General features: G+C 62.1%; 21 protein-coding genes and 1 tRNA gene. 10 read left to right on the top strand and 12 right to left on the bottom strand.

Annotation, left to right across the window (positions count from 1 at the left end):
* Positions 1-28: 28 nt before the first annotated feature.
* Positions 29-1414, bottom strand: a complete 1386-nt coding sequence (locus tag ACZ5G6_RS15330; protein ID WP_498686355.1) for an amino acid permease — start codon at positions 1412-1414, stop codon at positions 29-31.
* A 175-nt stretch (positions 1415-1589) separates the two neighbouring features.
* On the opposite strand from ACZ5G6_RS15330, the gene ACZ5G6_RS15325 reads away from it, so the two are divergent.
* From ACZ5G6_RS15325 to ACZ5G6_RS15300, 6 genes are all read left to right on the top strand, one after another.
* Positions 1590-2063 (top strand): Lrp/AsnC family transcriptional regulator, encoded by a 474-nt coding sequence (locus ACZ5G6_RS15325; protein ID WP_216923913.1) that lies wholly within the window; start codon positions 1590-1592, stop codon positions 2061-2063.
* Between the two features lie 112 nt (positions 2064-2175).
* Positions 2176-2895, top strand: coding sequence for an NUDIX hydrolase (locus tag ACZ5G6_RS15320; protein WP_223933379.1), 720 nt, complete (start codon positions 2176-2178; stop codon positions 2893-2895).
* Positions 2892-4199 (top strand): quinolinate synthase NadA, encoded by a 1308-nt coding sequence (nadA, locus tag ACZ5G6_RS15315; protein WP_498686352.1) that lies wholly within the window; start codon positions 2892-2894, stop codon positions 4197-4199. The genes ACZ5G6_RS15320 and nadA overlap by 4 nt, the downstream gene beginning before the upstream one ends.
* Before the next feature lie 46 nt (positions 4200-4245).
* Positions 4246-6012 carry an L-aspartate oxidase gene (nadB, locus tag ACZ5G6_RS15310; protein ID WP_498686350.1) on the top strand — a complete coding sequence of 589 codons (1767 nt, stop codon included), beginning with the start codon at positions 4246-4248 and terminating at the stop codon, positions 6010-6012.
* Between the two features lie 10 nt (positions 6013-6022).
* Complete coding sequence (gene nadC, locus ACZ5G6_RS15305; protein WP_498691902.1) at positions 6023-6895, top strand: carboxylating nicotinate-nucleotide diphosphorylase; 873 nt, start codon at positions 6023-6025, stop codon at positions 6893-6895.
* Between the two features lie 6 nt (positions 6896-6901).
* Positions 6902-8068 (top strand): cysteine desulfurase family protein, encoded by a 1167-nt coding sequence (locus ACZ5G6_RS15300; protein ID WP_498686348.1) that lies wholly within the window; start codon positions 6902-6904, stop codon positions 8066-8068.
* 61 nt (positions 8069-8129) lie between these two features.
* Here the strand turns inward: ACZ5G6_RS15300 and ACZ5G6_RS15295 are convergent, their stop codons facing one another.
* The 3 genes from ACZ5G6_RS15295 to ACZ5G6_RS15285 form a co-directional block, all read right to left on the bottom strand.
* Positions 8130-8615: a GtrA family protein gene (locus ACZ5G6_RS15295; protein WP_498686346.1), complete on the bottom strand. Its 486-nt coding sequence runs from the start codon at positions 8613-8615 to the stop codon at positions 8130-8132.
* A gap of 18 nt (positions 8616-8633) precedes the next feature.
* Positions 8634-9482: a fumarylacetoacetate hydrolase family protein gene (locus ACZ5G6_RS15290; protein ID WP_498686343.1), complete on the bottom strand. Its 849-nt coding sequence runs from the start codon at positions 9480-9482 to the stop codon at positions 8634-8636.
* Positions 9483-9571: 89 nt separating this feature from the next.
* Positions 9572-10102 (bottom strand): DM13 domain-containing protein, encoded by a 531-nt coding sequence (locus ACZ5G6_RS15285; RefSeq protein WP_498686342.1) that lies wholly within the window; start codon positions 10100-10102, stop codon positions 9572-9574.
* Positions 10103-10400: 298 nt separating this feature from the next.
* Between ACZ5G6_RS15285 and ACZ5G6_RS15280 the strand changes: the two genes are divergently transcribed.
* Complete coding sequence (locus tag ACZ5G6_RS15280) at positions 10401-11390, top strand: IS481 family transposase (RefSeq protein ID WP_498686341.1); 990 nt, start codon at positions 10401-10403, stop codon at positions 11388-11390.
* Here the strand turns inward: ACZ5G6_RS15280 and ACZ5G6_RS15275 are convergent.
* A complete protein-coding gene (locus tag ACZ5G6_RS15275) occupies positions 11387-12061 on the bottom strand; it encodes a DUF1684 domain-containing protein (RefSeq protein ID WP_223933362.1) in 675 nt (224 codons plus the stop codon). The genes ACZ5G6_RS15280 and ACZ5G6_RS15275 overlap by 4 nt on opposite strands.
* Positions 12062-12123: 62 nt before the next feature.
* On the opposite strand from ACZ5G6_RS15275, the gene ACZ5G6_RS15270 reads away from it, so the two are divergent.
* A complete protein-coding gene (locus ACZ5G6_RS15270; protein ID WP_498686339.1) occupies positions 12124-12978 on the top strand; it encodes a hypothetical protein in 855 nt (284 codons plus the stop codon).
* A 69-nt stretch (positions 12979-13047) separates the two neighbouring features.
* A complete protein-coding gene (locus ACZ5G6_RS15265; RefSeq protein ID WP_498686337.1) occupies positions 13048-13854 on the top strand; it encodes a transglutaminase-like domain-containing protein in 807 nt (268 codons plus the stop codon).
* Between the two features lie 72 nt (positions 13855-13926).
* Here the strand turns inward: ACZ5G6_RS15265 and ACZ5G6_RS15260 are convergent, their stop codons facing one another.
* The 7 genes from ACZ5G6_RS15260 to bcp all read right to left on the bottom strand — a co-directional run bounded on the left by ACZ5G6_RS15260 (position 13927) and on the right by bcp (position 23037).
* Complete coding sequence (locus ACZ5G6_RS15260; protein ID WP_498686335.1) at positions 13927-14403, bottom strand: MarR family winged helix-turn-helix transcriptional regulator; 477 nt, start codon at positions 14401-14403, stop codon at positions 13927-13929.
* Entirely contained in the window at positions 14403-15527 is a 1125-nt protein-coding gene (locus tag ACZ5G6_RS15255) for an LLM class flavin-dependent oxidoreductase (protein ID WP_223933355.1), read from the bottom strand. Before ACZ5G6_RS15255 ends, ACZ5G6_RS15260 begins: the two co-directional genes overlap by 1 nt.
* 136 nt (positions 15528-15663) lie before the next feature.
* Entirely contained in the window at positions 15664-18873 is a 3210-nt protein-coding gene (locus tag ACZ5G6_RS15250; RefSeq protein ID WP_498686333.1) for an efflux RND transporter permease subunit, read from the bottom strand.
* 65 nt (positions 18874-18938) lie between these two features.
* A complete protein-coding gene (locus ACZ5G6_RS15245; RefSeq protein WP_223933351.1) occupies positions 18939-20444 on the bottom strand; it encodes a malate:quinone oxidoreductase in 1506 nt (501 codons plus the stop codon).
* 79 nt (positions 20445-20523) lie between these two features.
* Complete coding sequence (locus tag ACZ5G6_RS15240; RefSeq protein ID WP_223933349.1) at positions 20524-22191, bottom strand: ABC transporter substrate-binding protein; 1668 nt, start codon at positions 22189-22191, stop codon at positions 20524-20526.
* A 228-nt stretch (positions 22192-22419) separates the two neighbouring features.
* Positions 22420-22501: transfer RNA gene (locus ACZ5G6_RS15235), tRNA-Leu, on the bottom strand.
* A 62-nt stretch (positions 22502-22563) separates the two neighbouring features.
* Positions 22564-23037, bottom strand: coding sequence for a thioredoxin-dependent thiol peroxidase (bcp, locus tag ACZ5G6_RS15230; RefSeq protein ID WP_223933347.1), 474 nt, complete (start codon positions 23035-23037; stop codon positions 22564-22566).
* Between the two features lie 85 nt (positions 23038-23122).
* Between bcp and ACZ5G6_RS15225 the strand changes: the two genes are divergently transcribed.
* Positions 23123-23581: a MarR family winged helix-turn-helix transcriptional regulator gene (locus ACZ5G6_RS15225; RefSeq protein ID WP_223933346.1), complete on the top strand. Its 459-nt coding sequence runs from the start codon at positions 23123-23125 to the stop codon at positions 23579-23581.
* The last annotated feature ends 36 nt before the right edge of the window (positions 23582-23617 follow it).

The following is a 23617-nucleotide window of genomic DNA, read 5'->3' as shown; positions in this document are numbered from 1 at the left end:
GGACCTCTTAGTTTCAATGAGCAGGCGGCTACTTGGCGTGCATCGACTGCTTTCCGGCCTTCGCCTTGGCATTGAGGAAGCAGCCAGCGGCGATAACCAGGATCAGGATGAACGTGCCGATCAACTGGCCGGCACTCTCGGGGTTGGCAAGGCCAACCGCGAGGATGATGCACAGCAGGACAATTCCCAGGATGGTGAGGGCAGGGAAGCCCTTCATGCGCAGTGGCAGTTCGGTGCCTTCGCGGTCGGCCCGGCGGCGCAGGATGAACTGGGAGACCAAAGCGGTGCCCCACACCATCAAGCACGTGGAACCCACCAGGTTCAGGAGGGCTGGCAGTACGTGCTCTGGGAAGAGCAGTTCCAGCACGGTGGCGATGAAACCGAAAGCAACGGAAATTCCGACGGCGGCCACTGGCACCTTGGAGCCGTTCAGCTTGGACAGGAAGCCGGGAGCCTCGCCGCGCTCTGACAAGGAGAAGATCATTCTCGAGGCGCCGTAAAGGTTGGCATTCAGGGCCGAAAGCAAGGCAACTACGGCCACCAAGGTAATGGCGGCGCCGGCTCCCGGGATTCCGGCCAGGTCCAGGACGCCTGCGAACGGGGACTTCAGTCCTTCGGAGCCAACGGGAAGAGCCGCCGCGATGACAAAAACAGAGCCGATGTAGAAGACCAGGATGCGCCATACCACCGTGCGGATCGCCTTGCCAACGCTGTGCGCGGGGTTTTCGGTTTCAGCAGCAGCGACGCTGACGATCTCCGTCCCGCCGAAGGCGAAGATCACGACGAACAGCGCGGACGCGATTCCCCCGATGCCATTGGGTGCAAAATCCCCGAAGGTGGACAAACCCGGCGAGGCTACGTTGGGCAGCCAGCCGAACAGCAGTGCCGCGCCGATGAGGAGGAAGATGACGATAGCGGCAACCTTGAGGATGGCGAACCAGAATTCGAACTCGCCAAAATTGCGGACGCCCACGAGGTTGATGCCTGTGAACGCCACCATGAACACCAGGGCGAGAACCCAAACCGGAATCACCGGCCACACGGTGAACAGCAGGCCCGCCGCGCCAAGTGCTTCGGCGGCGATGACCACCACCAGCTGAAGCCACCAGAGCCAGCCAATGGTGCCGCCAGCGGTCTTGCCCATGGCTTTTTCGGCGTAGACCGAGAATGCTCCGCTGTTGGGATTTGCGGCGGCCATCTCTCCCAGGGCCCACATGACCAGGATGATCAGGGTTCCCGCTACGAGGTAGGAGATCAGGACTGCCGGGCCGGCGGCCTGGATTCCTGCGCCGGAGCCCAGGAAGAGTCCTGCTCCGATGGCGCTTCCCAGCCCCATCATGGTGAGCTGGCGTGGCTTGAGCGAATGGCCAAGGCCGGTTGTCGGGACGGGAGCCGCGATGGACTTCGTTGTCATACGTGTCTACCTTCTATGGATTTCATACTCGGTTTAGCTGGCTGCCTCTTGGGCTGGGCAAGCTGGGCGTCGACGACGCAGCAAGAGCCGTGGAATAATTCTCGCAGTTTGTAAGATACATCACTTTTTGCCGTGGCGATGTGATGGGTAAGAATCCCCGGGGACAGGAACTTTGATGCTGGTCGATGCGCTTGATGCAAAAATTGTACGTTTCTTCACGGATTCACCGAGGTCATCGGTGTTGGAGGCCTCCCGTGTGCTGAGGGTTGCCAGGGCTACGGTGCAGTCCCGGATTGACCGAATGATTGAAAACGGAGTGATCGGCTCCTGGGTTCCGCAGCCGGATCCCGCCAACTTCGGTTTTCCCGTGGTGGCGTTCTGCTCCGTTACCATCACTCAGGAAATTGGCCATGACGCCATCATCCAAAGCCTGAGTGCGATTCCGGAGATCATCGAAGTCCATACGGTCACCGGCAATTCGGACCTCATGGTGCGTATCGCGGCCCGTTCCAACCCGGACATGCAGCGCGTGTTGGACGCCATGATCGCCACGAAGTCCGTGGTCCGTTGTTCCTCCGTCATTGTGCTCAACAGCCACATCCAGGGCCGGACCCTGCCGCTGATGGAAGCCGCGGCCAAGTCAGTGTGACGCAAAGCATTTTGCCTGGAGGCCGCAGAGTCGTACCATTAGTTCTAGTCAGAGTGACTTTAACTCAGATTCCAGTGTGTGGAGGAAGATCTCCAGGCGGCGACGAAGCGAGGTGAACGCCGTGAATCCGATCTCAGCGAACGTTGCTGAACGCCGCTTGGCGCCGCCGTCGTTGGCTATTTCAACGGTGATCTTCGCCCTCCGTCCCAGCGAAAAATCCGGTCGTCCCACACTGTGGCTTCCGCTGGTCCGCAGGATCCGCGAGCCCTACAAGGACATGTGGGCCCTTCCCGGTGGACCCCTGGCACACGACGAGTCTCTCCAGGACGCGGCATCGCGCAACCTCCGGGAGACAACGGGCCTGGCGCCGCAATATCTTGAGCAGCTCTACGCATTCGGCGGGCTGCACCGCTCGCCCAGCCAGAGGGTCGTATCGATCGTCTACTGGGCCCTCGTCCAGCCGACCGAAGCCGCCCTCGCGGACGAATCGGAAAATGTGCGTTGGTTCCGGGCGGACCGGCTTGGCGAACTCGCCTTCGACCACAACGCGATCGTGGACTACGCACTCTGGCGGCTCCGGAACAAGATGGCCTACGGTTCCATCGCCTACCACCTGCTGGGAGAGTTCTTCACTCTCGCGCAGGTTCGCGAAGTCTACGAGGCCGTCCTGGACCGTCAACTGGACCCGGCGAACTTTCGCCGGCACATCAAAGCCACACCGGAAATTGAAGAAACCGGTGAATACCTGCAGGGCGGAAAACACCGTCCGCCACGCCTCTACCGCTTCACCGGCACGCCCGGCCTCGGGCCAGATAACAGGAGTACACCATGAGCAGCGTCAACACTGCCGTCCAGCTGATCACGCGGGAGGAAGCCGAAAAGGGGCTTTCCGCAGCAGGATCCACCTGCAGCCCGGCCCTGGCCAAAGGCCCCTGGGAGTATGACCTCGCCGAGGCACTTGCCGGTGCGCCCGCGTACGGGCCAGGAGCCTCCAGCAGCGACGTCGCTCCCAAGGAAACACCGCGCCAGGGACAGCTCCCGGACGAGTACAAGCGGGCAACGGATGACGAACTGGATGCCCGGATCCGCGCTGCCAAGGCAACGCTCGGGGAGCGCGCCGTCATCCTGGGCCACTTCTACCAGCGGGACGAAGTGATCCAATACGCCGACTTCGTGGGCGACTCCTTCCAGCTGGCCAACGCTGCACTGACCAAGCCGGATGCCGAAGCCATCATTTTCTGCGGTGTCCACTTCATGGCAGAGACCGCCGACATCCTGTCCACGCCTGAGCAGGCTGTCATCCTGCCCAACCTCGCGGCAGGCTGCTCCATGGCGGACATGGCTGACGAAGACTCCGTGGAGGAATGCTGGGAGCAGCTCGAGGAAATCTTCGGCACCGACACCGACGCCGAGGGGCGCAATCCCGTCATCCCCGTCACCTACATGAACTCCTCCGCCGCACTGAAGGCCTTCTGCGGCCGCAACGGCGGAATTGTCTGCACCTCCTCCAACGCCAAAGTTGTCCTGGAATGGGCCTTCGAGCGCGGGCAACGGGTCCTGTTCTTCCCCGACCAGCACCTGGGCCGCAACACCGCCAAGGCCCTTGGCGTCCCCCTGGAGCAGATGCCCATGTGGAACCCGCGCAAGGAACTGGGCGGCAACGATGAACAGACGCTGCTGGACTCCCGGGTAATCCTCTGGCACGGCTTCTGCTCGGTCCACAAGCGCTTCAACGTAGGCCAGATCGAGAAGGCCCGCCTCGATTTCCCGGGCGTCAACGTGATCGTGCACCCCGAGTGCCCCATGGAAGTTGTGGATGCCGCGGATTCCGCCGGTTCCACCGACTTCATCAAGAAGGCCATCGCGGCCGCAACCGAACCCACCACGTTCGCCATCGGCACCGAGATCAACATGGTGAACCGTCTCGCCGCTGAAAACCCGCAGCACACCATCTTCTGCCTGGACCCGGTCATCTGCCCCTGCTCCACCATGTACCGCATCCACCCCGGCTACCTCGCCTGGGTGCTGGAGGAACTGGTCGAAGGGCGCATCGTCAACCGCATCACCGTGGACGACGCTGTGCAGGAAAACGCCAAGATTGCGCTGGAGCGCATGCTGGCGGCCAAGCCCGCCTAACCCGCTACCCACACCGGTCTTCCGGACTATCCGAAACGAGCCTCACATGACTTCAGGAAGCCTTGCTGAAGCACCCAAGCCCAAGCGGCTGATCGTCGTCGGAAGCGGCATCGCAGGACTGTACTCAGCCCTGCTGGCAGCCGAAGCCGGAGCCGAGGTGGTGCTGCTCACCAAGGGCGCGCTCGCAGACAGCAACACATACTTCGCCCAAGGCGGCATCTCAGCCGTCCTGGACGAACCCGCTCCGGGTGACACCGTTGCTGCCCATATCGCTGACACCCTCAATGCCGGCGCCGGCCACTGCGATGAGGAAGCAGTGCGGGTGCTGTGCACCGAGGCCCGGATGGACATTGCCGGGCTTGGGCGCTTCGGCGTCCGTTTCGACCATGACGACGACGGCGATCCCTCCTTGGGGCTGGAAGCCGCCCACTCTGCGCCCCGCATCCTCCACGCTGGGGGCGACGCCACAGGTGCCCGGGTAGCAGCTGCACTGATCAAGACTGTGCTGGACTTCCACGCCGCTGGAAGAATCCAGGTGATCGGGCATGGCCAAGTCACATCACTGTCGCTGGACAGCGGCCGCGTAGTGGGCGTCACCTTCCTGCAGCACGGGCGTTGGCAGGATATCCGCGCTGACGCGGTCCTCCTTGCCACCGGAGGGGCTGGACAGTTGTTTGCCCAAACCACAAATCCGTCCGTTGCCACCGCAGACGGACTCGCCCTCGCCTGGCGGGCTGGAGCCGAAGTCACAGACCTCGAATTTTTCCAGTTCCACCCTACGTGCATGGTCCGCACTGGGGATGCCCTGGAAGCAGAAGGCAACACTGACCCCCTGCTCATCTCCGAAGCCGTCCGCGGCGAAGGCGCCGTTCTGGTAGACGCCAACGGTCAACGCTTCATGCCTGACTACCACCCGGACGCCGAGCTCGCCCCCAGAGACGTCGTCTCGCGCAGCATAGCCCTGCACCTTGCAGCGCTCGGAGACCCCAACGGCCACGTCTTCCTCGACGCAACCGTCATCGAGGAAGAGCGCGGGAAAGGCTTCCTCGAGAAGCGCTTCCCCACTATCAGCAAACGCACCCGCCAAGCCGGCTTCGACTGGAGCCGTGAGCCCGTTCCGGTCGCTCCAGCGGCGCACTACTGGATGGGCGGCGTGGTGACCGACCTTTACGGCCGCACATCTGTGCCGGGCTTGCTCGCCGCGGGCGAGGTTGCTTGCACCGGAGTCCAAGGCGCTAATCGGCTGGCCAGTAACTCGTTGCTCGAGGGGCTGGTGTTTGGGCGGCGGGCTGTACGTGCGTTCCTGGGAGGTACCGGGGACCGCGGCGCCGCAGGTCCCTTGGCGCCTGCGCTCGCGCCTCGCGCCGGCGATCGCCTCGCAGGCTCGGCGGCCGGCTCGGGCGCTCACGCGACAACGGCGCTGTCGGGACCTCCGGCGCCGCTCGATGAGCTCGATGGTTCGCTTAACGACGCGACGCCAGCTGTTGCCTTCTCGCGCTGGGCTCTTCGTCGGCTCATGACCGCTAAGGCTGGCGTGTTGCGTACCGGTCAGTTGTTGTCCGAGGCCGCAGAAGCTCTTGGTTCTTGGGAGAGTGAAGTTGTTCCCTTGGAGGTTCCTGACTCTTTGGATCCTCGGGAGCATGAGGATTCCAACTTGCTGTTGGCTGCGCAGTTGCTCGTTCATGCTGCACGGGAGCGGCGTGAGTCGCTTGGGGCGCACTACCGCAGTGACGGCGTGAAGGAGCCAGACGTCGTCGACGATTTTGACAAGCGTTACACCATGAGCCGGAAAGCGAGCCTCGTCAATGACTGACCTGACCTCCATAACCAACCTGACCCTCCCCGCAGCGCCTGTACGGGACATCCTGGAGCGGGCCTTCGCGGAGGATGCGCCCAGCGGTGATATCACCTCGCAGCTGCTGATCCCCGTCGACGCGCGTGCCACGGCAGTCCTGAATGCCCGCGTCCCGGGTGTTTTCAGCGGTGGAACGGTATTCCGCGACGCCATGAAACTCGTTGACCCGGACACGGACGTCCAGCTGCTGCTGGCCGACGGTGAAACGTTCGACGCCGGCACACACCTCGCCCGCGTCACCGGCAGCGCACGCTCGGTGTTGTTGGCCGAACGCGTCGGGCTCAACCTCGTGCAGCGGATGAGTGCCATTGCCACCAAGACCGCAGAATTCGTCAGGCTGGTTGAAGGGACCCGTGCCAGGATCACGGATACCCGCAAAACCACGCCCGGGCTGCGTGTCCTGGAACGTTATGCCGTCCGCTGCGGCGGGGGAGCGAACCACCGGTACAGCCTCTCGGACGCCGTGCTGGCCAAGGACAACCACCTGGCCGTCATGACAGGCGGAGACTCTGCCAAACTGACCGAACTGCTCGTAGCCGCCAAGGCCCAGCTCGGACACACCACGCACTTTGAAGTCGAGGTGGACCGTGCAGAGCAGATCGAACCAGTGCTCGCCGCGGGGGTGGACACCATCATGCTGGACAACTTTTCCATCGATGAACTCAGGGCAGGCGTCAAGCAGGTAGATGGACGAGCCAACGTGGAAGCCAGCGGCAACGTCAACCTCAACACCGTGGCAGAGATCGCCGCAACGGGCGTGGACGTCATCTCGATTGGCGGGCTGACGCACAGTGTCGCCGCGCTGGACCTCGGCCTGGACGTCGAACTCAAGACAGTCTGACTCTCCATGATCTTCCTGGACGCAGCAGCCACCACGCCAGTCCGGCGTGAAGTACTCGAAGCCATGTGGCCGTACCTCAGCGGCGAGTTTGGCAACCCATCCAGCCATCACAGCCTGGGCGAAGCGGCAGCCACTGCGCTCGCCGAGGCGAGGTCCGCCGTCGCGATGGTCCTCAATTGCCGCGCGGGCGAGGTGACCTTCACCTCGGGTGGAACGGAGGCTGACAACCTTGCCGTCAAGGGAATCGCACTCGCCCGGCAGGCAGCCGATCCCACGCTTAAACGGGTGGTGATAAGTGCCATCGAGCATCCTGCGGTGGAAGAATCCGCCCGCTACCTCGAACGCGTGCATGGCTTCACTGTGGACGTCGTGCCAGTGGACCCGAACGGGCTGGTCACAGTGGATGCGCTCCGGGCCGTTCTTGGGCCGGAGACAGCCTTGGTGAGCATCATGTATGCGAACAATGAGATCGGGACGGTTCAGCCCGTGGCCGATCTTGCTGCCGCAGCCCATGCGTTTGGCATCCCCTTCCACACTGATGCCGTTCAAGCGGCAGGCTGGTTGAGCGTGGACGTCAAAGCCTTGGGCGTGGATGCGCTGAGCCTTTCCGGCCACAAGCTGGGCGCGCCCAAGGGATCCGGTGTCCTGTTCACGAAGGGCCGCATGCGCCTGGAGCCCTTGGTTCATGGGGGAGGCCAGGAGCGGGGAAAGAGATCCGGAACAGAGAATGTAGCCGGGGCCGTGGCATTGTCCACGGCACTGACGCTGAGCCTGCGCGAGGAGCCGGAGTTGGCGGCCCGGGTTTCGGAGCTGCGAGAGCGGTTCGTCTCGCACATTCTTCAAACCGTTCCGGGCGCCTTGCTGACAGGGCATCGGAGGCAGCGGCTGCCGTCGATCGCGTCGTTCTGCTTCCCTGGAACCAGCGGTGAATCGGTCCTGCTTGAGCTGGAGCGCCTTGGCGTGGTCTGCTCCAGTGGCTCCGCCTGCGCGGCGGGATCGGACGCACCATCGCCGGTGCTGCTGGCGTTGGGCATTGCCCCGGAGATAGCCCAGACAGCCGTCCGCTTCAGCTTCGCCTCAACGGTCACCGAGGCCGAACTTGAGCAAGCCGCCGCATCCGTGGAAACCGCCGTCGGGCGTGTCCGGAACCTGGCGTCCCCCAACCCCAACTAGCTCGCATTAGTGGTTGTTTTGAGAGCCCAGGGCAACCACTACTGCCAGTCACTTGGGGTTTCTAGACGTGCCGGGCGCGGCGGAATATCCAGTGCCTCAGCAGGGTGAACCGGACGCCTGTAGCGACGAAGCCCGAGAGTGTGGTGGTCCAGAGTTCTTCGCTGACAGTGGCCTCGGGGCTCACAAGGTGCAGGATGCCCAGGCTCCCGCCGGTGATGACCAGGGCAATAACAATGACGATCAAGCCATGCACGTGGTCCTGGCCGCGTTTCCTGCGGCCCCTGATCTTGAAGGTCAGCCTGCGGTTCAGCGCTGTGTTCATGAGCGAGGTGACGATCAAGGCCACCGCGTTGGCGAGCTGGGGATCAATCCAGGGGCGCAGCAGCGCGTAGAGGGCAAGCGAACTCGCCGTGCAGAGAATACCGACGCCGGTGAAGCGGATCAGTTGCCGCACCACGGGATACTTGAGGAGGCCCGCATGCCTCTTGCGGGCAGGCTTGGCGGGGGGAGGCGGGCGCAGTTCGGTGGCGTCTGCGGCTGTCTCCATGAGGTTAAGCCTGACACACTATGCGGGCACGTCCTCCCAGGAAGCAGTGGTGACGGGGTTGTGGAGCTCGCCTATTCCTTCCACTCGGCACACCACGGTGTCACCGGGCTGAATACGCGCGCACTCGGCGGGGAAGCCAGTCAATACCAGGTCGCCGGGGTGGAGGGTCATGAACGAGGTCAGGTAGACCATGATTTCGTCCACTTTCCAGCCGAGGTCGGCGGAGCTGGCGGTTTTGAGCCCGGCGCCGTTGTGGACGATCCCGATGGAAAGATCTGCGGTGTCCAGATCGGTGACAATCCACGGACCCGCAGGCGTAAAGGTGTCCTGGCTCTTGGCGCTGATCCAGAGTTCGTCGGTCTTCTGGAGGTCGCGTGCAGAGACATCGTTCCCGATGGTGTAGCCGAGGATTGCCGACCCCGCCGTTTCCAGCGTCAAGCCCCGGGCGGTACGGCCGACGACGACCGTCAGCTCAGCTTCCGGGTCCACGTAGCCCACCTTTGAACTCAGCTGGATGGCTTCGCCGGGGCCGATGACGCTCGACGCAGCCTTGTGAAAAGCCTGCGGGGGAAGGTCCCTGCCCGACTGCCCGGTGTTGTGGGCCATGCCAAGGACGTTGGCGGGCACGGATGGGGCAAGGAATCTGAAAGCATTTTCGCTCACTTGAACACCTGGCTCCCAGCCATCGCGCGCGGGGCTACTGGCATTTGTCCTTGATGCCTGGAAAGGGGAATCGATAACCATCCAATGCTTCCCAGCCTCGGAATCGAAGTCCGTGGCGTCATTGGCCACGAAGAATTGCTCGTGCAGATCCTGCGAATCAAGGGGGCGGACGCGGGCGATGCGTCGGGGAAGGTGGGAAGTCATGATGACATCCTACGTCCTGCAATGTGTTGTGGGGCCTGCTTTACGCCCCAAGACTCCATCTAAGCCCGCACAAGTGCCCCCGCAAGGCATCAGACCAGCTGCGCCGATCCGAACGCAACGCTGAAACGGTCACACCAGAGCACCACCGATGACAGCCCGGAGAGGTCCACTCCAGATGGGATGACGTAGTTCTGGTTCCCATGGGTGGCTTTGATGGGGCCCAGGTCCACATATCGGCCCGAGCGGTATTTGTACCAATCGCCTCCTGCTTCAAGGCTGCTGAGCCAGACCTTGACGTCCGGACCATCGCTGCTGGCCAGGTTGTCCAGCCTCAGCACACGCGTGCCGTCGGGCAGTTCCAGAAGCTGTGCAGCACCAGTGGTCTGGTGCTCCTGGGACTGGAAATTGCCGGAGCCCAGCACTAGCGGGTCAGTCCTGACTGCCAGCGTTGAAGCGGGAGGAGCCTCAGCCACCGGCAGGGCCTCGTTCACGCGGCTGCTCGTGAAAAGCCGCCAGGGCTGGAACAGCGCGGCCCCAACGATGACCACGATCAAGACCGCCACGCCCGCCATGCTGGCAAGGACTCTGTGAGCACGGATCATGCGCCCGATTCCGTTCATGCTTCAAGGCTAGGCTTCATAGCTGGTCCGAGGGTGTTCCAGAGCTTACCGTTCCGTGACGTTGCGCCACCCCAGCGAGCTCCATCAATTGCGCAGTTCCACCAATTGCGCAGTTCCACTAATTGCGCAGTTCCACTAATTGCGCAGTGCCGGCTCTTCAGGACGCGCTAGCTGTACTGCCCAGGGACGTTGGTTGGGTGAATGTGATGACTCGCTGGAGTCGTTGACCCAAAGGTGAGGACCTCCGGTTGCACAGTGGAGTTGCTTAGACAACCGCTGAGGCGACCAGGAGGTCCTCATGTCCCACGCTAATGCCGCTTTGACGCCACGCCAACGTTTACGCGTCGCGCGTCTGGTCGTAGAACACGGTTGGCCGGTGTCGCGGGCCGCCGAACAGTTCAATTGCTCCTGGCCGACGGCGAAGCGCTGGGCTGAGCGCTATGCCGCGATGGGCGAGGCAGGCATGGCCGACAGATCCTCCCGCCCGCACAGGGTGGCGAACCGGACGCCGCAGCAGCTGGTGCGCAAAGTCGTGCATCTGCGCTGGAAGCAACGGCTGGGGCCGGTCGCGATCGGCGCGAAGCTGGCCATGCCGGCCTCGACCGTGCACGCGGTTCTGGTCCGGTGCCGGCTGAACCGCCTCCATCACGTGGATAAACGCACCGGCGAGATCATCCGCCGCTACGAGCACGACAGGCCCGGGGCGATGATCCACGTCGATGTGAAGAAGCTCGGCAATATCCCCGACGGCGGCGGATGGCGCTACGTAGGCCGAAATCAGGGCGACCGGAACCGTGCAGCGACACCGGTCAGGTCCGGCAGCCGCAGCCACCCGGTCATAGGCACTGCCTATGTGCACACGGTCATCGACGACCATTCCCGGATCGCCTACGCCGAAATCCATGGCGACGAAACAGCGGCCACCGCAGTTGGAGTGCTCAGGCGTGCCGTGTCCTGGTTCGCTGCCCGCGGCGTCACCGTCGAGCGGGTCCTGTCAGACAACGGCTCGGCCTACAAGTCCCACCTCTGGCGAGATACCTGCCGGGAGCTGAACATCAAGGCAAAGAAGACCCGGCCCTACCGCCCGCAGACCAACGGAAAGATCGAACGCTTCCACCGAACCCTCGCCGACGGATGGGCCTTCAAACGCTTCTACGCCACCGAATCAGCCCGCAGAAACGCCCTCCCGGCATGGCTGCACCACTACAATCACCACAGGCCCCACACCGCAATCGGAGGCCACCCGCCCATCAGCCGCTTAACCAACCTGTCTGGGCAGTACAGCTAGCCGGCTCCCAAATACAGCTCGCCGACCGGTACCTCGGCTGAGAGCCTGTTGGCCGGACCGGCAAGCGGGCACGCCCAGGCTTCGTTGTAGGCACAAGAGGGGTTATACGCAAAGTTGAGGTCGAGGATGAACTCCTGCCGTTCATCTATGCGGCGAACACCATGGTAGGCGCCCTTCACGGTGTCCAGGAGGTACCTTCCGGCACCGTAGCTTCCACCCTCTTTGCCGGCGGTAGCGTCGCGCAACGGCACGAAGATGCCGCCGCCGTAGCTTCGCAGCCGCCAGACGGCCAGTGATCCCAGTCCCGGCAACTCAAAGGTTCCGATCCTCACGAACGGAACTACGCCGTCGGTCCCTGTTTGGACATTCATTTCCTGTCCCGTGCCCTCGGGCGACAACGGAACGTACATCCGGAACGCGGGGTCATAGTCGGCCGTGCGTAACCCGGAGAATGATGCTTTCATTTCTGCTGTCAGTGCCGACGCCGGATGGGTAGCAAACATCCGGTCCCGCTCCTGGCGCCAATAGTTGTGTGCATCGAACGGATCCGTAGCCGCGAGCTGCCGCACCTGGTCATAGAGGGCGAAGGTCCGCAACCGCCAATCCGCAATATCAACAGCGGACATGGTGGGCATGTTGTCCTCGAATGCGTCGTGCTGATCGGGAGCCATGTCTTCAGCCTAGTACGCAGTCAAATCCCGTGTTCGGCCTTCGCCGCCGATAAGCTGTGCGCATGAAGGGCGCTATCCACCTGAACGGCCTGACGGCGAAGCTGCGCCTCGGCGCACTGGCATTGGGTGTCATCCTGCTCACGGCAACCGCGGCCTGTTCCACTGAGAACAAGGGGCCGCAGGTTTCCCCGACTGCCGGCTCCCATACCAATAGTTCAGAGTCAGGCCTCCCGTCCGAGGGCTCTGGGTTGAAGAGTACGACGCCGGCCGGGGACGCCGTCTCCAGCCCGCCGTCCGTGGCACCCGGCTCAAGCTCTGGCCCGAGCCCGGCAGCCACGGCGCTGACCTGGAAGACCTACACGGATCCCGCCAAAAAGGTCAGCTTCGAACTCCCCGGGGATTGGATTGCACAGTCCGTCACGGCTGAAGCCGGTTCACTGCCAGGTGCCCTGAGGGTCGAAGTCAAAGATGGCGGGGGCCGATACATCGCGACCCTCCAGACTGGCCTACCCCCTGCAGGTCCTATCGCTTGCCCCGCTGGCCAAAGCCATCCTTACGTTGTGATCAGCAGCGTGCCACTGGATGTCCCGCACTCCGACGGTCCGGACACCATCGATCCCCGCGTCGTTTTCCGCGTGATCCAAGGCTACAAATTCTTTGGATCCTATGGCATCACCAACATGGTGGGCGGCGCGGACGGCCAGGCCTGCGAACTCAGGAACCGTGTGCAGGGACCTTCCGGCAAGGGCGACTACTCCTTCGGCGATGTCACGGCAATCCATGCCTTCGCCGCAGATGAAAAAGTGGCTCCGGCAAAGACCTTCGACACCTTGGACCTGGCCGCGAAGTACGCCGCCCATGATTCTGAATTCGCCAACGTCCAGCGGATGCTACTGTCTCTGAAGGTCAATCTGTAGTCCTGCGGTTCGCTGATCCACACCATGGCGGCATCGGGGCTGTCCCGCCGCAACCCACCCCGGAGATTAATGGAACGCAACGTTGCTGCCAAGCTCGTTTTCAAGACTGTAGCCAACACGAAGGTGGCCATGGCCATCGCCGTGGCCAACAATCCGGGGTATGCGTCAGTGGCTGAAACACTCTCCATCACCATTGATGGTAATGAGGTTCCCTTCGCTGAGCTCAGCGACCATCACGGGGGGCGTTTCCAGTACATGGAGTTCACGGAGCCGAGCGAGGTAACGGTTGACTACCAAGCGACCGTCCATGGCTTCGCCCACCGCGAGACGCCCACTCCGATGGAACTCATCCGGTATGTGCGGCCAAGCCGGTATGCCGAATCCGACAGGTTGCTCCCCACCTCTTATGCCGAGTTCGGCAGCCTCAGTGGGGCGGGACTGCTGCACGCCGTCCGCAACTGGGTCAATGGAGAGCTGCGTTACGTCAGTGGATCCTCGCGGGGCACTGACGGTGCCGTGGAGACGCTCCTGCACCGCCGTGGTGTTTGCAGGGACTTCGCCCATTTGGCCATTGCCCTCTTAAGGTCCAAGGATGTCCCCGCGCGTCTCGCTGCGGTGTACGCACCCGGTCTGAGTCCCATGGACTTCCACGCCGTGGCGGAGGCCTATATCGATGATGACTGGCACATCATCGATCCCACCGGGCTGGCCCCCCGCGAGTCCATGCTACGCATTACCGCTGGTCGCGATTCTTCGGACACAGCCTTCCTGTCCACTGTGGGTGGCAGCCTGTCACTTAAGACGCTCAAGGTCAGTGCGTCGGTCAACGGTGACCTCCCGGTGGAGGATCCCGGGCGGCTCGTCAGCCTACGCTGAGATGACGGAAGACGGCGGGCCGCGATCAGCCCGCCGTCTTCCCGTACCCGCCCGTCTTCAAACCCGGCAAGCCTACCCGTGCGCGGCTTGGTGTCCTGCCACCGAGGCCCGCAGTTTCTCCGTCAGCCGCAACAGCTCCCGCTGCTCCTCGACCGTAAGTGCGGGTCCGACGAGCTGGGCAATGTCCCGCACGTGTTCCCGACCGATTGTTTTCTGCAGCTCACTGCCTGATTCGGTCAGGGACAGCAGTACTCCACGACCGTCGTCGGGGGCTGTTGTCCGCTCCACCAAACCGCGCTTCTCCAGGCGGTCCACCAAACGGCTCAGGCTGGATTGGCTCAGCAGCACTTTGTCATTAATCTCGTTCAAGCGCAGCTGGCCCGAAGGGCAACGGGAGAGCGTGAAAAGGACGTCATACTCTTTGACAGGCAGGGACTTGAACGCAGGACCTGACTGAAGCTTCCGCATCACCGCCACCTGGGAACGGAACAAGGACTCCCAGGTTTCGGCGGCGAGGCGAACGGCGGAGGACGCCGAGGGGCTGGACATCAGGCCTCCTGACCCGGGGCCCCAGCTGGAGCGGACTCGTTGACGCTGGCTTCCATGGCCGCGGCAACGCGGGAAGCGTGGGTCGGCGCGTCCGGCACGTGGGCCGGCTTCAGGGCAGCGTATTCCTTGCGCAGCACGGGGAGGACTTCCTCACCGAAGAGGTCCAGCTGCTCCAGGACGGTCTTCAGGGGCAGGCCTGCGTGATCGATCAGGAACAACTGCCGCTGGTAGTCGCCGAAGAACTCACGGAAGGTGAGCGTCTTCTCGATGACTTCCTGCGGGCTGCCCACGGTCAGGGGCGTTTGTGAGGTGAAGTCCTCCAGCGAAGGTCCGTGGCCGTACACCGGTGCGTTGTCGAAGTAGGGGCGGAACTCCTTGACGGCGTCCTGAGAATTCTTCCTCATGAAGAACTGGCCACCCAAGCCCACGATTGCCTGGTCTGCCGTGCCGTGCCCGTAGTGCTCGTAGCGCTCGCGGTAAAGGCCGATCAGCTGCTGGTAGTGCTCCTTGGGCCAGAAGATGTTGTTGGCGAAGAAACCGTCGCCGTAGTAGGCAGCTACTTCAGCGATCTGCGGCGTACGGATGGATCCGTGCCAGACGAAGGGGGCAACGCCGTCCAGAGGGCGCGGTGTAGACGTGAAGTTCTGCAGGGGTGTGCGGAACTTGCCGGACCAATTGACCGTATCCTCATCCCACAGCTTACGGAGCAGGCTGTAGTTTTCGATCGCGAGCTCGATGCCGTCCTGGATGTTCTTTCCGAACCAGGGGTACACGGGAGCCGTGTTGCCGCGACCAAGCACCAAGTCAACCCTGCCATCGGAGAGGTGCTGGAGCATCGCGAAGTCCTCGGCGATCTTGACGGGATCGTTCGTGGTGATCAGCGTGGTGGCCGTCGAAAGTGTGATGCGTTCGGTTTGGGCCGCGATGTAGGCGAGGGTGGTGGTGGGGGAGGAAGAGAAGAAGGGGCGGTTGTGGTGCTCGCCCAAGGCATAGACATCCATGCCGATCTCTTCGACTTTCTTGGCGATGGCCACGGAAGCCTTGATGCGTTCGTTTTCCGTGGGGGTACGGCCTGTGGTGGGGTCAGTGGTGATGTCGCTGACGCTGAATACGCCGATCTGCATGATGTGCCTTTCTCCCTGCCCGTGGTCCCGGGCTCTGTAAACAGTGTATCCCAAACTAGATGCATTTGCATGTATCACTGCCTGTAACAGGACAGGGCCGGGAATTGTTCCCGGCCCTGTTGGCTGTGATGCGGCTCTACTCCGCGGGGTTGTTCGCCGCCCGGCGTCCCGTCACGCGGGGCACCATTCCAGTGGTCCAATCGACAAAGTCATCTGGCCCGGTCGCGTCATTTCCTTTACCTTGCGTTACGTCGGGGCGCTGCCGCAACTGCTTCAGGAGTTGATTCTTCTCCCGGCGTCCCTCCACCAGCTTGTAAAGGACGGGGACAAGGATGAGTGTTAGCGCCGTCGAGGAGACAAGGCCACCGATCACCACGATTGCCAGCGGCTGCGAAATGAAACCACCACCACCAGTGAGCCCCAGGGCCATCGGAGTCAGCGCGAACACCGTGGCCAACGCCGTCATCAGGATGGGGCGCAGGCGCTGGCGGGCGCCGTGGGTGATGGCATCGGCCACGCTCATGCCCGCCGCGCCGTTGTGCGGCTTACGGTATTGATTGATGAGGTCGATGAGCACAATTGCATTGGTGACCACAATGCCAACCAGCATCAGCATGCCAATGAGCGACGGCAACCCTAGAGGGACACCGGTGGCCAGCAGCAAGCCCACGGCTCCAGTGGCGGCGAACGGAACAGAAACCAGCAGGATCAGGGGCTGCACCAGCGATTTGAAGGCAGCAACCATAATCACGTAGACGATCGCGATCGCGGCCAGGAGAGCCAGGCCAAGTTGTCGGAACGATTCTGCCTGCTGCGTGGTGGCTCCACCGATCGTGGCAGTGACGCCGGCAGGCAATTCGACGGACGCCAACCGCTTCTGCACCTCGGTGCTGACGCTGCCCAGGTTGGACCCCGACGGCGTGACGGTCACCTTTGCGGTCCGCTGGCCGTTGCTGCTCGTGATGGACACGGGCGTGTCCACTTGTTCGACGGTGGCGATACTTTCAAGCGTTACTGGACCACGCGCCGTCGGAAGTGGCAGTGCACGTACCGCCGCGATGCTGGTAAAGCGCGTTCCCTTTCCAATCTGGACCGGGTAGTCGTTGGTCTCGATTCGTACCGTACCTGCCGGGACCGGGCTCACGGTGGACGCCAGGAAGCCGCCCACTTGTTCCTCGGTCAGTCCAGCCGCCACTGCCTTTGAACGATCCACGCGCACTTGGACGACAGGCTGGTTTGCGGCGAGGTTGGTGGACACCTCGGTACTGCCCGGTACGCCCTGCATGGCATTGACCATGGCATCACTGGCGGACTGGAGATCAGCGGAATTTGCGGCCTTGATGGTGACGTCCACAGTGGAGGAGGTGCCAAAACCGCCCTGCTGGGAGCCCACGGTTATTTTTCCTGCAGCTCCCGTAAGTTTGGACCGGACGTCGTCCTGGAGCTTCTTCTGGTCTACTTTTTCGTCCGTGACAATCGTGAAGGTCGAGTTGGAGGAACCCGTGGAAGTCAGCGCGGCGAAACCAGTCTGGGCATTGCCGGAGGTTACTTGGAAGTCCTTGATGCCATTCACGCCGCGGAGGATTTCCTCGATCTTCTTAGCCTCATCGCTGGCGGCCTGCAGACTTGTTCCGGCCGGTAGGACCTGGCGCACGGTCATGCTGTTCTCGCCCGAGCGTCCCAGAAGGTCCGTGGCAAGCAGGGGCGAGACAGCGGCTGTTGCTGCAAGCACCAAGGCTGCTGCAGACAGGGTCATCACGGGGTGCTTCTGCGTCTTCGCGAGAATTGGCAAATAGCCGCGCTGGAGCAGGCTCCGCTTTTCCGCTTCGCGTGCCTTCTCGGCAGTGTCCTTGTTTGTTGCCTCCGCACCGTTGCGGGGGGAAGACAGGAACCAGTAGGCAAGGACGGGAACGATCGTGAGGGAAACCAGGAGGGAAGACAACAGGGCGATGGTTACCGTCAGGGCGAAGGGTCGGAACAACTCGCCGGCCAGGTCGCCCACGAACGCTATGGGCAGGAAGACCGCCACCGTGGTGAGGGTGGACGCCGTAATGGCGCCGGCCACCTCGCGGATTGACGTGATGATGGCGGTCAGCTTGTGCTCGCCGTAGCTCAAGTGGCGCTTGATGTTCTCGATAACCACAATCGAGTCGTCAACAACACGGCCGATTGCAATGGTGAGTGCGCCCAGCGTGAGGATGTTCAAGGAGTAGCCCGTGGCCGAAATGCCGATGAAGGTGATCAGCAGGGATAGCGGGATGGATACGGCGGTAACCAGCGTGGAGCGGACGGACATGAGGAAGACCAAGATGACGGCGACTGCGAATCCCAGTCCGAGGAGGCCTTCGGTGGTGAGGTCCGTGATGGACTTTTCAATGAAAGGAGCTTGATCGAAGGCAGGAGTGAAGACAGTGTTGTTGCCCAGCTCGGCTTCCATCGGTGCTATGGCAGCGCGGACCGCATGCGAGATCGCCACGGTGTCGCCTTCGGGCTTCTTGGTGACGGATATTGCCAGCGATGGCTTGCCATTCGTGCGCGTGATGGAGGTGGCGGCATCGTCCTCGATGCTGACATCGGCCACAGTTCCGATGGTTGCCGAATCCTTTGCGCCCGATAGCGGTAAGCCTTTGATGACGTCGAGGGAATCAACCGGGCTGCCGAGCTGAAGCGACAGGGATTTGCCCTGGTCCTCAATGGTTCCCACGGGAACCAGCGTCCCGTTGTTCTTCAGCGTGCTGCTGATGGACTGGACGGATGCGCCTTTGGCCGCAAGATCGGCGGGGCGGGGCTGGATCAGGATGTGTTGCTTGGCGCCGCCAGTCAGGTCGGCGCCGCGGACACCGTCAATCTTCTGCAGCCGGGGGATGCTCAAGCGCTGGAGGTCGGCATTAAGTTCGCTCAGCGGTTTATCCGAGGAAACGGCGAGGAACACGATGGGAAAGTCGCTAATGTTGCCCGCAATGGACTGAGGCTCCACGTCCGCCGGAAGCACGCGTTTGGCGTTGGAAATCGCGCGGTCGATCTGGTTGCGTGCACGGTCAAGGTTGGAGCCGTACGTGAACACCATGGTGATCTGCGAAACACCATTGCGGGACGTTGAGGTGGTGGACTCGAGTCCCTCAACGCTGTTCAGGGCCGTCTCAAGTGGCCTGCTGAGCTGTTTGTCCACTACTTCGGGAGAAGCGCCCGGCATGGACGTGATAACTGTGATCTGCGGAAACTCGATCGACGGAATGAGTTCCTGTTTGAGCGAGCCCATGGTGATCACGCCGAACACCGCCGCAAAGACGGTGATCAGCGCGATCAGGGCACGGTTTCCCAGGGACAGCGTGGCCAGGCGGAACATTGCATAGTCTCCTGAGATCTACGGAATAATTCGGCTGACGGGAACCGGCCGCAGCCCCGGCGGGCCTAGCTCTGGAGGGCGTTGGCCACTTCCAGCTGCAGCGACCGTGCAGTGCTTGCCTCAAGCTCCGCGGCAAGTTCAGGGTTCTCGTTAAGCTTCACGCCATAGCCCGGCATCATGTCCTTGAGCTTGGACTGCCAGCCCTTGAAGTTCTTGGGGAACGTCTTCTGCAGCAGTTCAATCATGATCGGGACCGCGGTGGAAGCTCCCGGGGACGCTCCCAGCAGCGCGCCGATGGAACCATCGCGGGACGCAATGACCTCGGTGCCGAACTGCAGGATGCCACCCTTTTGCGGGTGCTTCTTGATGATCTGGACACGTTGGCCTGCAGTGATCAGCTCCCAGTCACCGCCCACAGCCTCGGGGTAGTACTCGCGCAGGGATTCCACCTTCGCTTCGTGGCGCTTGGCCACCTCCTTGATGAGGTACGCCGTGAGGTCCATATTGTCCTTGGCCACTGCCAGCATGGGAATGATGTTCCCCGGGCGGATGGACAGCGGGAGGTCCAGGTAGCTGGAGGTCTTCAGGAAGTTCGTGGAGAAACCGGCATACGGTCCAAAGAGGAGGGAGCGTTTGCCCTCAACGAACCGCGTGTCCAGGTGGGGTACGGACATGGGCGGGGCGCCAACAGATGCCTGGCCGTAGACCTTGGCGCTGTGCTGGGAGGTGATGGACTGGTCTGTGCAGCGGAAGAACTGGCCGGAGACGGGGAAGCCGCCATAGCCTTTGCTTTCCGGGATTCCCGAGGCTTGAAGCAGGTGGAGTGCGCCACCACCGGCACCCACAAAGACGAACTTGGCGTGGATGCGGCCATGCTCACCAGATTTGGGGTGCTTAAGGGAAAGGTCCCATCCGCCGCCTGCCGCACGGTGGATGTTGGTGACGTCGTGGCCAAAGTTGACCTCGGCGCCGGTGGCCTGCAGGTAGCCGGTCAGCTCACGGGTTAGTGCGCCGAAATCGACGTCGGTGCCTTCCGCCGCGCGGGTGGCTGCAACGCGCTGCTTGCGGTCCCGGCCCTTGACGATGAGCGGAGCCCACTTGGCGATCTTGTCCTGGTCCTCGGTGTATTCCATGCTGCGGAACAGCGTGTTGGGCTTGAGGGCCTCGTACCGTGTCTTCAGGAAGTTCGCGTGATCATCGCCAATGACAAAGCTCATGTGCGGAACAGTGTTGATGAAGCCCTTGGGAGAGCCAATAACATTGCTGTCCACCAAATGGGACCAGAACTGGCGGGACAGTTGGAACTGTTCGTTGATGTGGATGGCCTTGGAAGGATCCACGGATCCGTCCTTGGCTGCGGGGGAGTAGTTAAGCTCACACAGCGCAGCATGTCCGGTGCCGGCGTTGTTCCATGGTCCGGAGCTTTCGAGTCCCGCTTCGTCGAGTCGTTCAAAGAGGGAGATGGTCCAGGTGGGTTCGAGTTGCTTGATGAACGCACCAAGGGTGGCACTCATGATTCCGCCGCCAATAAGGACGACGTCGGCATGTTGAGTCTTGGAAATGAAGGTCACGATCAATCTCCGTTAGCGGCGGCACTGGCTGTCACAGAATATCCCCGGGCAGACGCAATACTGAAATTGCGGGGAATCGTCAAGGCTTTAGGCGGACGTTTGTGAAAACTTCGTTGAGGACTGGTGAAGCGGGGTAGCTTTCCACCTTGTCGGACAGGGCCAAGGCAGAGATAGGGAAGGCTATCGGCACGGCGGGCACCGACGCCGCGATCTCGGCATTGATGGACTGGTACTGGGTATTCCGTTCATCACCATTGGGCAGGGCGCGGGCCCGCTCGATCTTATGGAAGACTTCCGAATCCGTATAGCCGAACTCACCCCTGGCCTCTCCGAAAAGGGGCCCCAGGAAGTTGTCAGCATCCGCGTAGGAGCCATTCCAGCCGAGCAGGTGAAGCGCGTGGTCGCCAGGGGACTGTACCTTTTGCAGATAGCCGTCCTCCCAATCCACGGGGACCGGCTTGATGTTGATGCCTACAGCAACGAGCTCGCGACTGATCTCGGCGTAGATCTTCTCCGGCGTGGGCATATACGCCCGGGTGGCGTTCCGCGGATAGTAGAACTTCAGTTCCTCGCCCTTGTAGCCGGCCTTCTCCAGAAGCTCCTTCGCCTTCTCCGGGTTGTAACCCAAGGAAGGAGCATTGTTGTTGAAACCACTGAGCTTCGGGGGAACAAATTGTGAAGCTTGCGCCGTGTTGTCGATGAAGAACCTGCGGATCAGTGATTCCTTGTCGATTGCCATCTCGATAGCTTGGCGGACCTCCAACTTGTCCAAGGGTGCCACCGCTTGGTTCATGCCCAGGTACATCACGGAGAACGGGTCACGCTGGATGATCTGGACGCCCTTTTTTACGAGTTGGTCAAAGGTGCCGGAAGTCACAAGATCGTAGGCGTCGATCTTGCCGTCCAGGAGCGCTTGCTGCCGCGTTTCAGCGTGGTCGTAAGGGACGAAGTTGATGGTGCCGATTTGGCCCCTATTGCCCCAGTAGCCCTTATAGGTGGCCAACGTTATCTTGTGTTCGTCCCAGGTGCTGAAAACGTAAGGACCTGTCCCCACTGGATGGCTGGCGTAGGCCGAGACCGCCTGGCCATTCTGCACCTTGTCCAGGACGTTGGCCTTCTGTCCTTCCAAAGCCGTGGGGGAGGACATCGCAAAGGCGGGGAGCGTCAGCGCCTGCAGGAAGCCCGTGAAGGGTCGGGTGAGGTTGATCTGGACGTTGCTGGCGGAAAGCACCTTGCAGTCCTTGAAAATCGAAAACACCGGCTCGTCCGAATACGCCTTGAAGACGCTTTGGAAAGAGATCCCCGGCGCTTGTTTCCTCAGGTCCGCGGGAAAGGTAAACCAGCGGTTGAAGTTGGCGCAGACGGCGGCAGCATCGAACGGCGTTCCATCATGGAAGGTCACTTTTTCACGGAGCTTGAAGTCGTAACTCAGCCCGTTGTTGCTGTCTTTCCATTCCGTGGCGAGCAGTGGAGTGGTTTGACCGGTTGTGCCGTCCACGCCCACCAGCCCCTCAAGGACCTGACGAGTGATGCGGTATGACTCAGAATCCGCTGTCATCGCAGGGTCGAGCCCCAACGGCATGGACGCCGTGCCGAAGTTGAAGGTGGCCGTCGGCTCCGCAACCGCCGTGCTGCTTGCTGATGAGGACGCTGCAGGGCCCGGCGTTCCGGTACACGATGCCAGGCCCAGGGTCACGGCGACTGCCGTGAACATTTTTCCCAGCCGCCGTATCTTGCTGCTTGCCACTCTTGTCCCCTCAAGCCGGTCGGAAGTGCTGTGGCCGGCTTCGGCCAGACCGCATTCCAGTCTAGTTGAACGCCCTCAGTGCCCGTTCGGGCGTGTTGTGCGGGGCGTGGTCCCCGTCTGCTTGAGGAAAAACACCCCGGGTCCGCATGAACCGCTCAGCGAACCGGGGGTGTTTCAGAATCCGTGGCTCTTAACCACTGCGTTACTGCTGTGTTGCTCGAACCACTGTGCGCAAGGGGGGACTTGAACCCCCACGCCCGAAGGCACAGGAACCTAAATCCTGCGTGTCTGCCAATTTCACCACTCGCGCTGGCTGGCCACTGGACTGCCCATGGGCTGACCGGAGCCTTCTTCCGGCCTCCAGTGTACCCGCTACTTGTCCAGTTTGAGGTCGCGGCGGAGCTTGGCGACGTGGCCTGTTGCCCGGACGTTGTATTGGGCTAAGTGGACCTTTCCGTCCGGATCCACCACGATCGTGGAACGGATCAGGCCCATGTAGGTGCGGCCGTAATTCTTTTTCTCGCCCCAGGCGCCGTAGGCGTCGGCTACCGAGTGGTCTTCGTCCGAGAGCACGGGGAATGTCAGTTGTTCTTCGCCCGCGAACTTGGCCAGTGCCTTGATGGAATCGGGAGAAACTCCCACTACTTCGTAGCCTGCAGCCTGGAGGGACGCGAGGCTGTCCCGGAAATCACACGCTTCCTTGGTGCAGCCTGGCGTAGATGCTGCTGGATAAAAGTAGACAATGGTCTTTCGTCCACGGAAGTCCGAAAGATTGACGTCGTTGCCATCTTGGTCCCGAAGTGTGAAGTCCGGAGCTACATCACCCGGAATAAGACGTTCTGCCATAATTTGCTCCTTGCTAACGTTCGCGACTCCCCAGCTTAGTGGCCAGAAGCAACGGCAACACGTGCCGCGCGCATATACTGGCGGCATGCCAGATATGGAGAGATGGCCCACCACGCGATTGCTATCAACGGCAGCGCGACTCGTGGAAATCTCGTGGAATGAAAAATTGAAGAACATCGGACTGACGCATGCCGGCGTTATCGCCATGGAAGTCCTTGCTGCGAAGGGGCCCATCACGCAGGCGGCGTTGGCTGAAGTTGCAAGGGTCAAGGCGCAGACCATGGGCACCACACTTGCAAGGCTTGAACTGCATGGACACGTGAGCCGTCAGCGAAGCGATTCGGATCGTCGCAGCCACGTTGTGACGCTTACAGACGCAGGCTCCGCAGCTTTGGCCGAAGCGGTGCGACTTGAGCAGGACGTGCTCGCACCGGTTGAGGTAGATACCGCCCGGCTGCGGGAGGAACTTAGGACCGTGGTACGGGGACTTGCCGGGATACCCGCGCTTGACCGCCCGGCAGGGGACTCCAACCCTCCGGCCTGAGGGCCGACCCGCCCGAGGAAGCAGAAAGGCTCCGGA

The sequence above is a fragment of the Arthrobacter sp. TmtSoilC51 genome (genome assembly GCF_055388015.1).
This window is presented reverse-complemented; position numbering and strand designations above follow the sequence as displayed.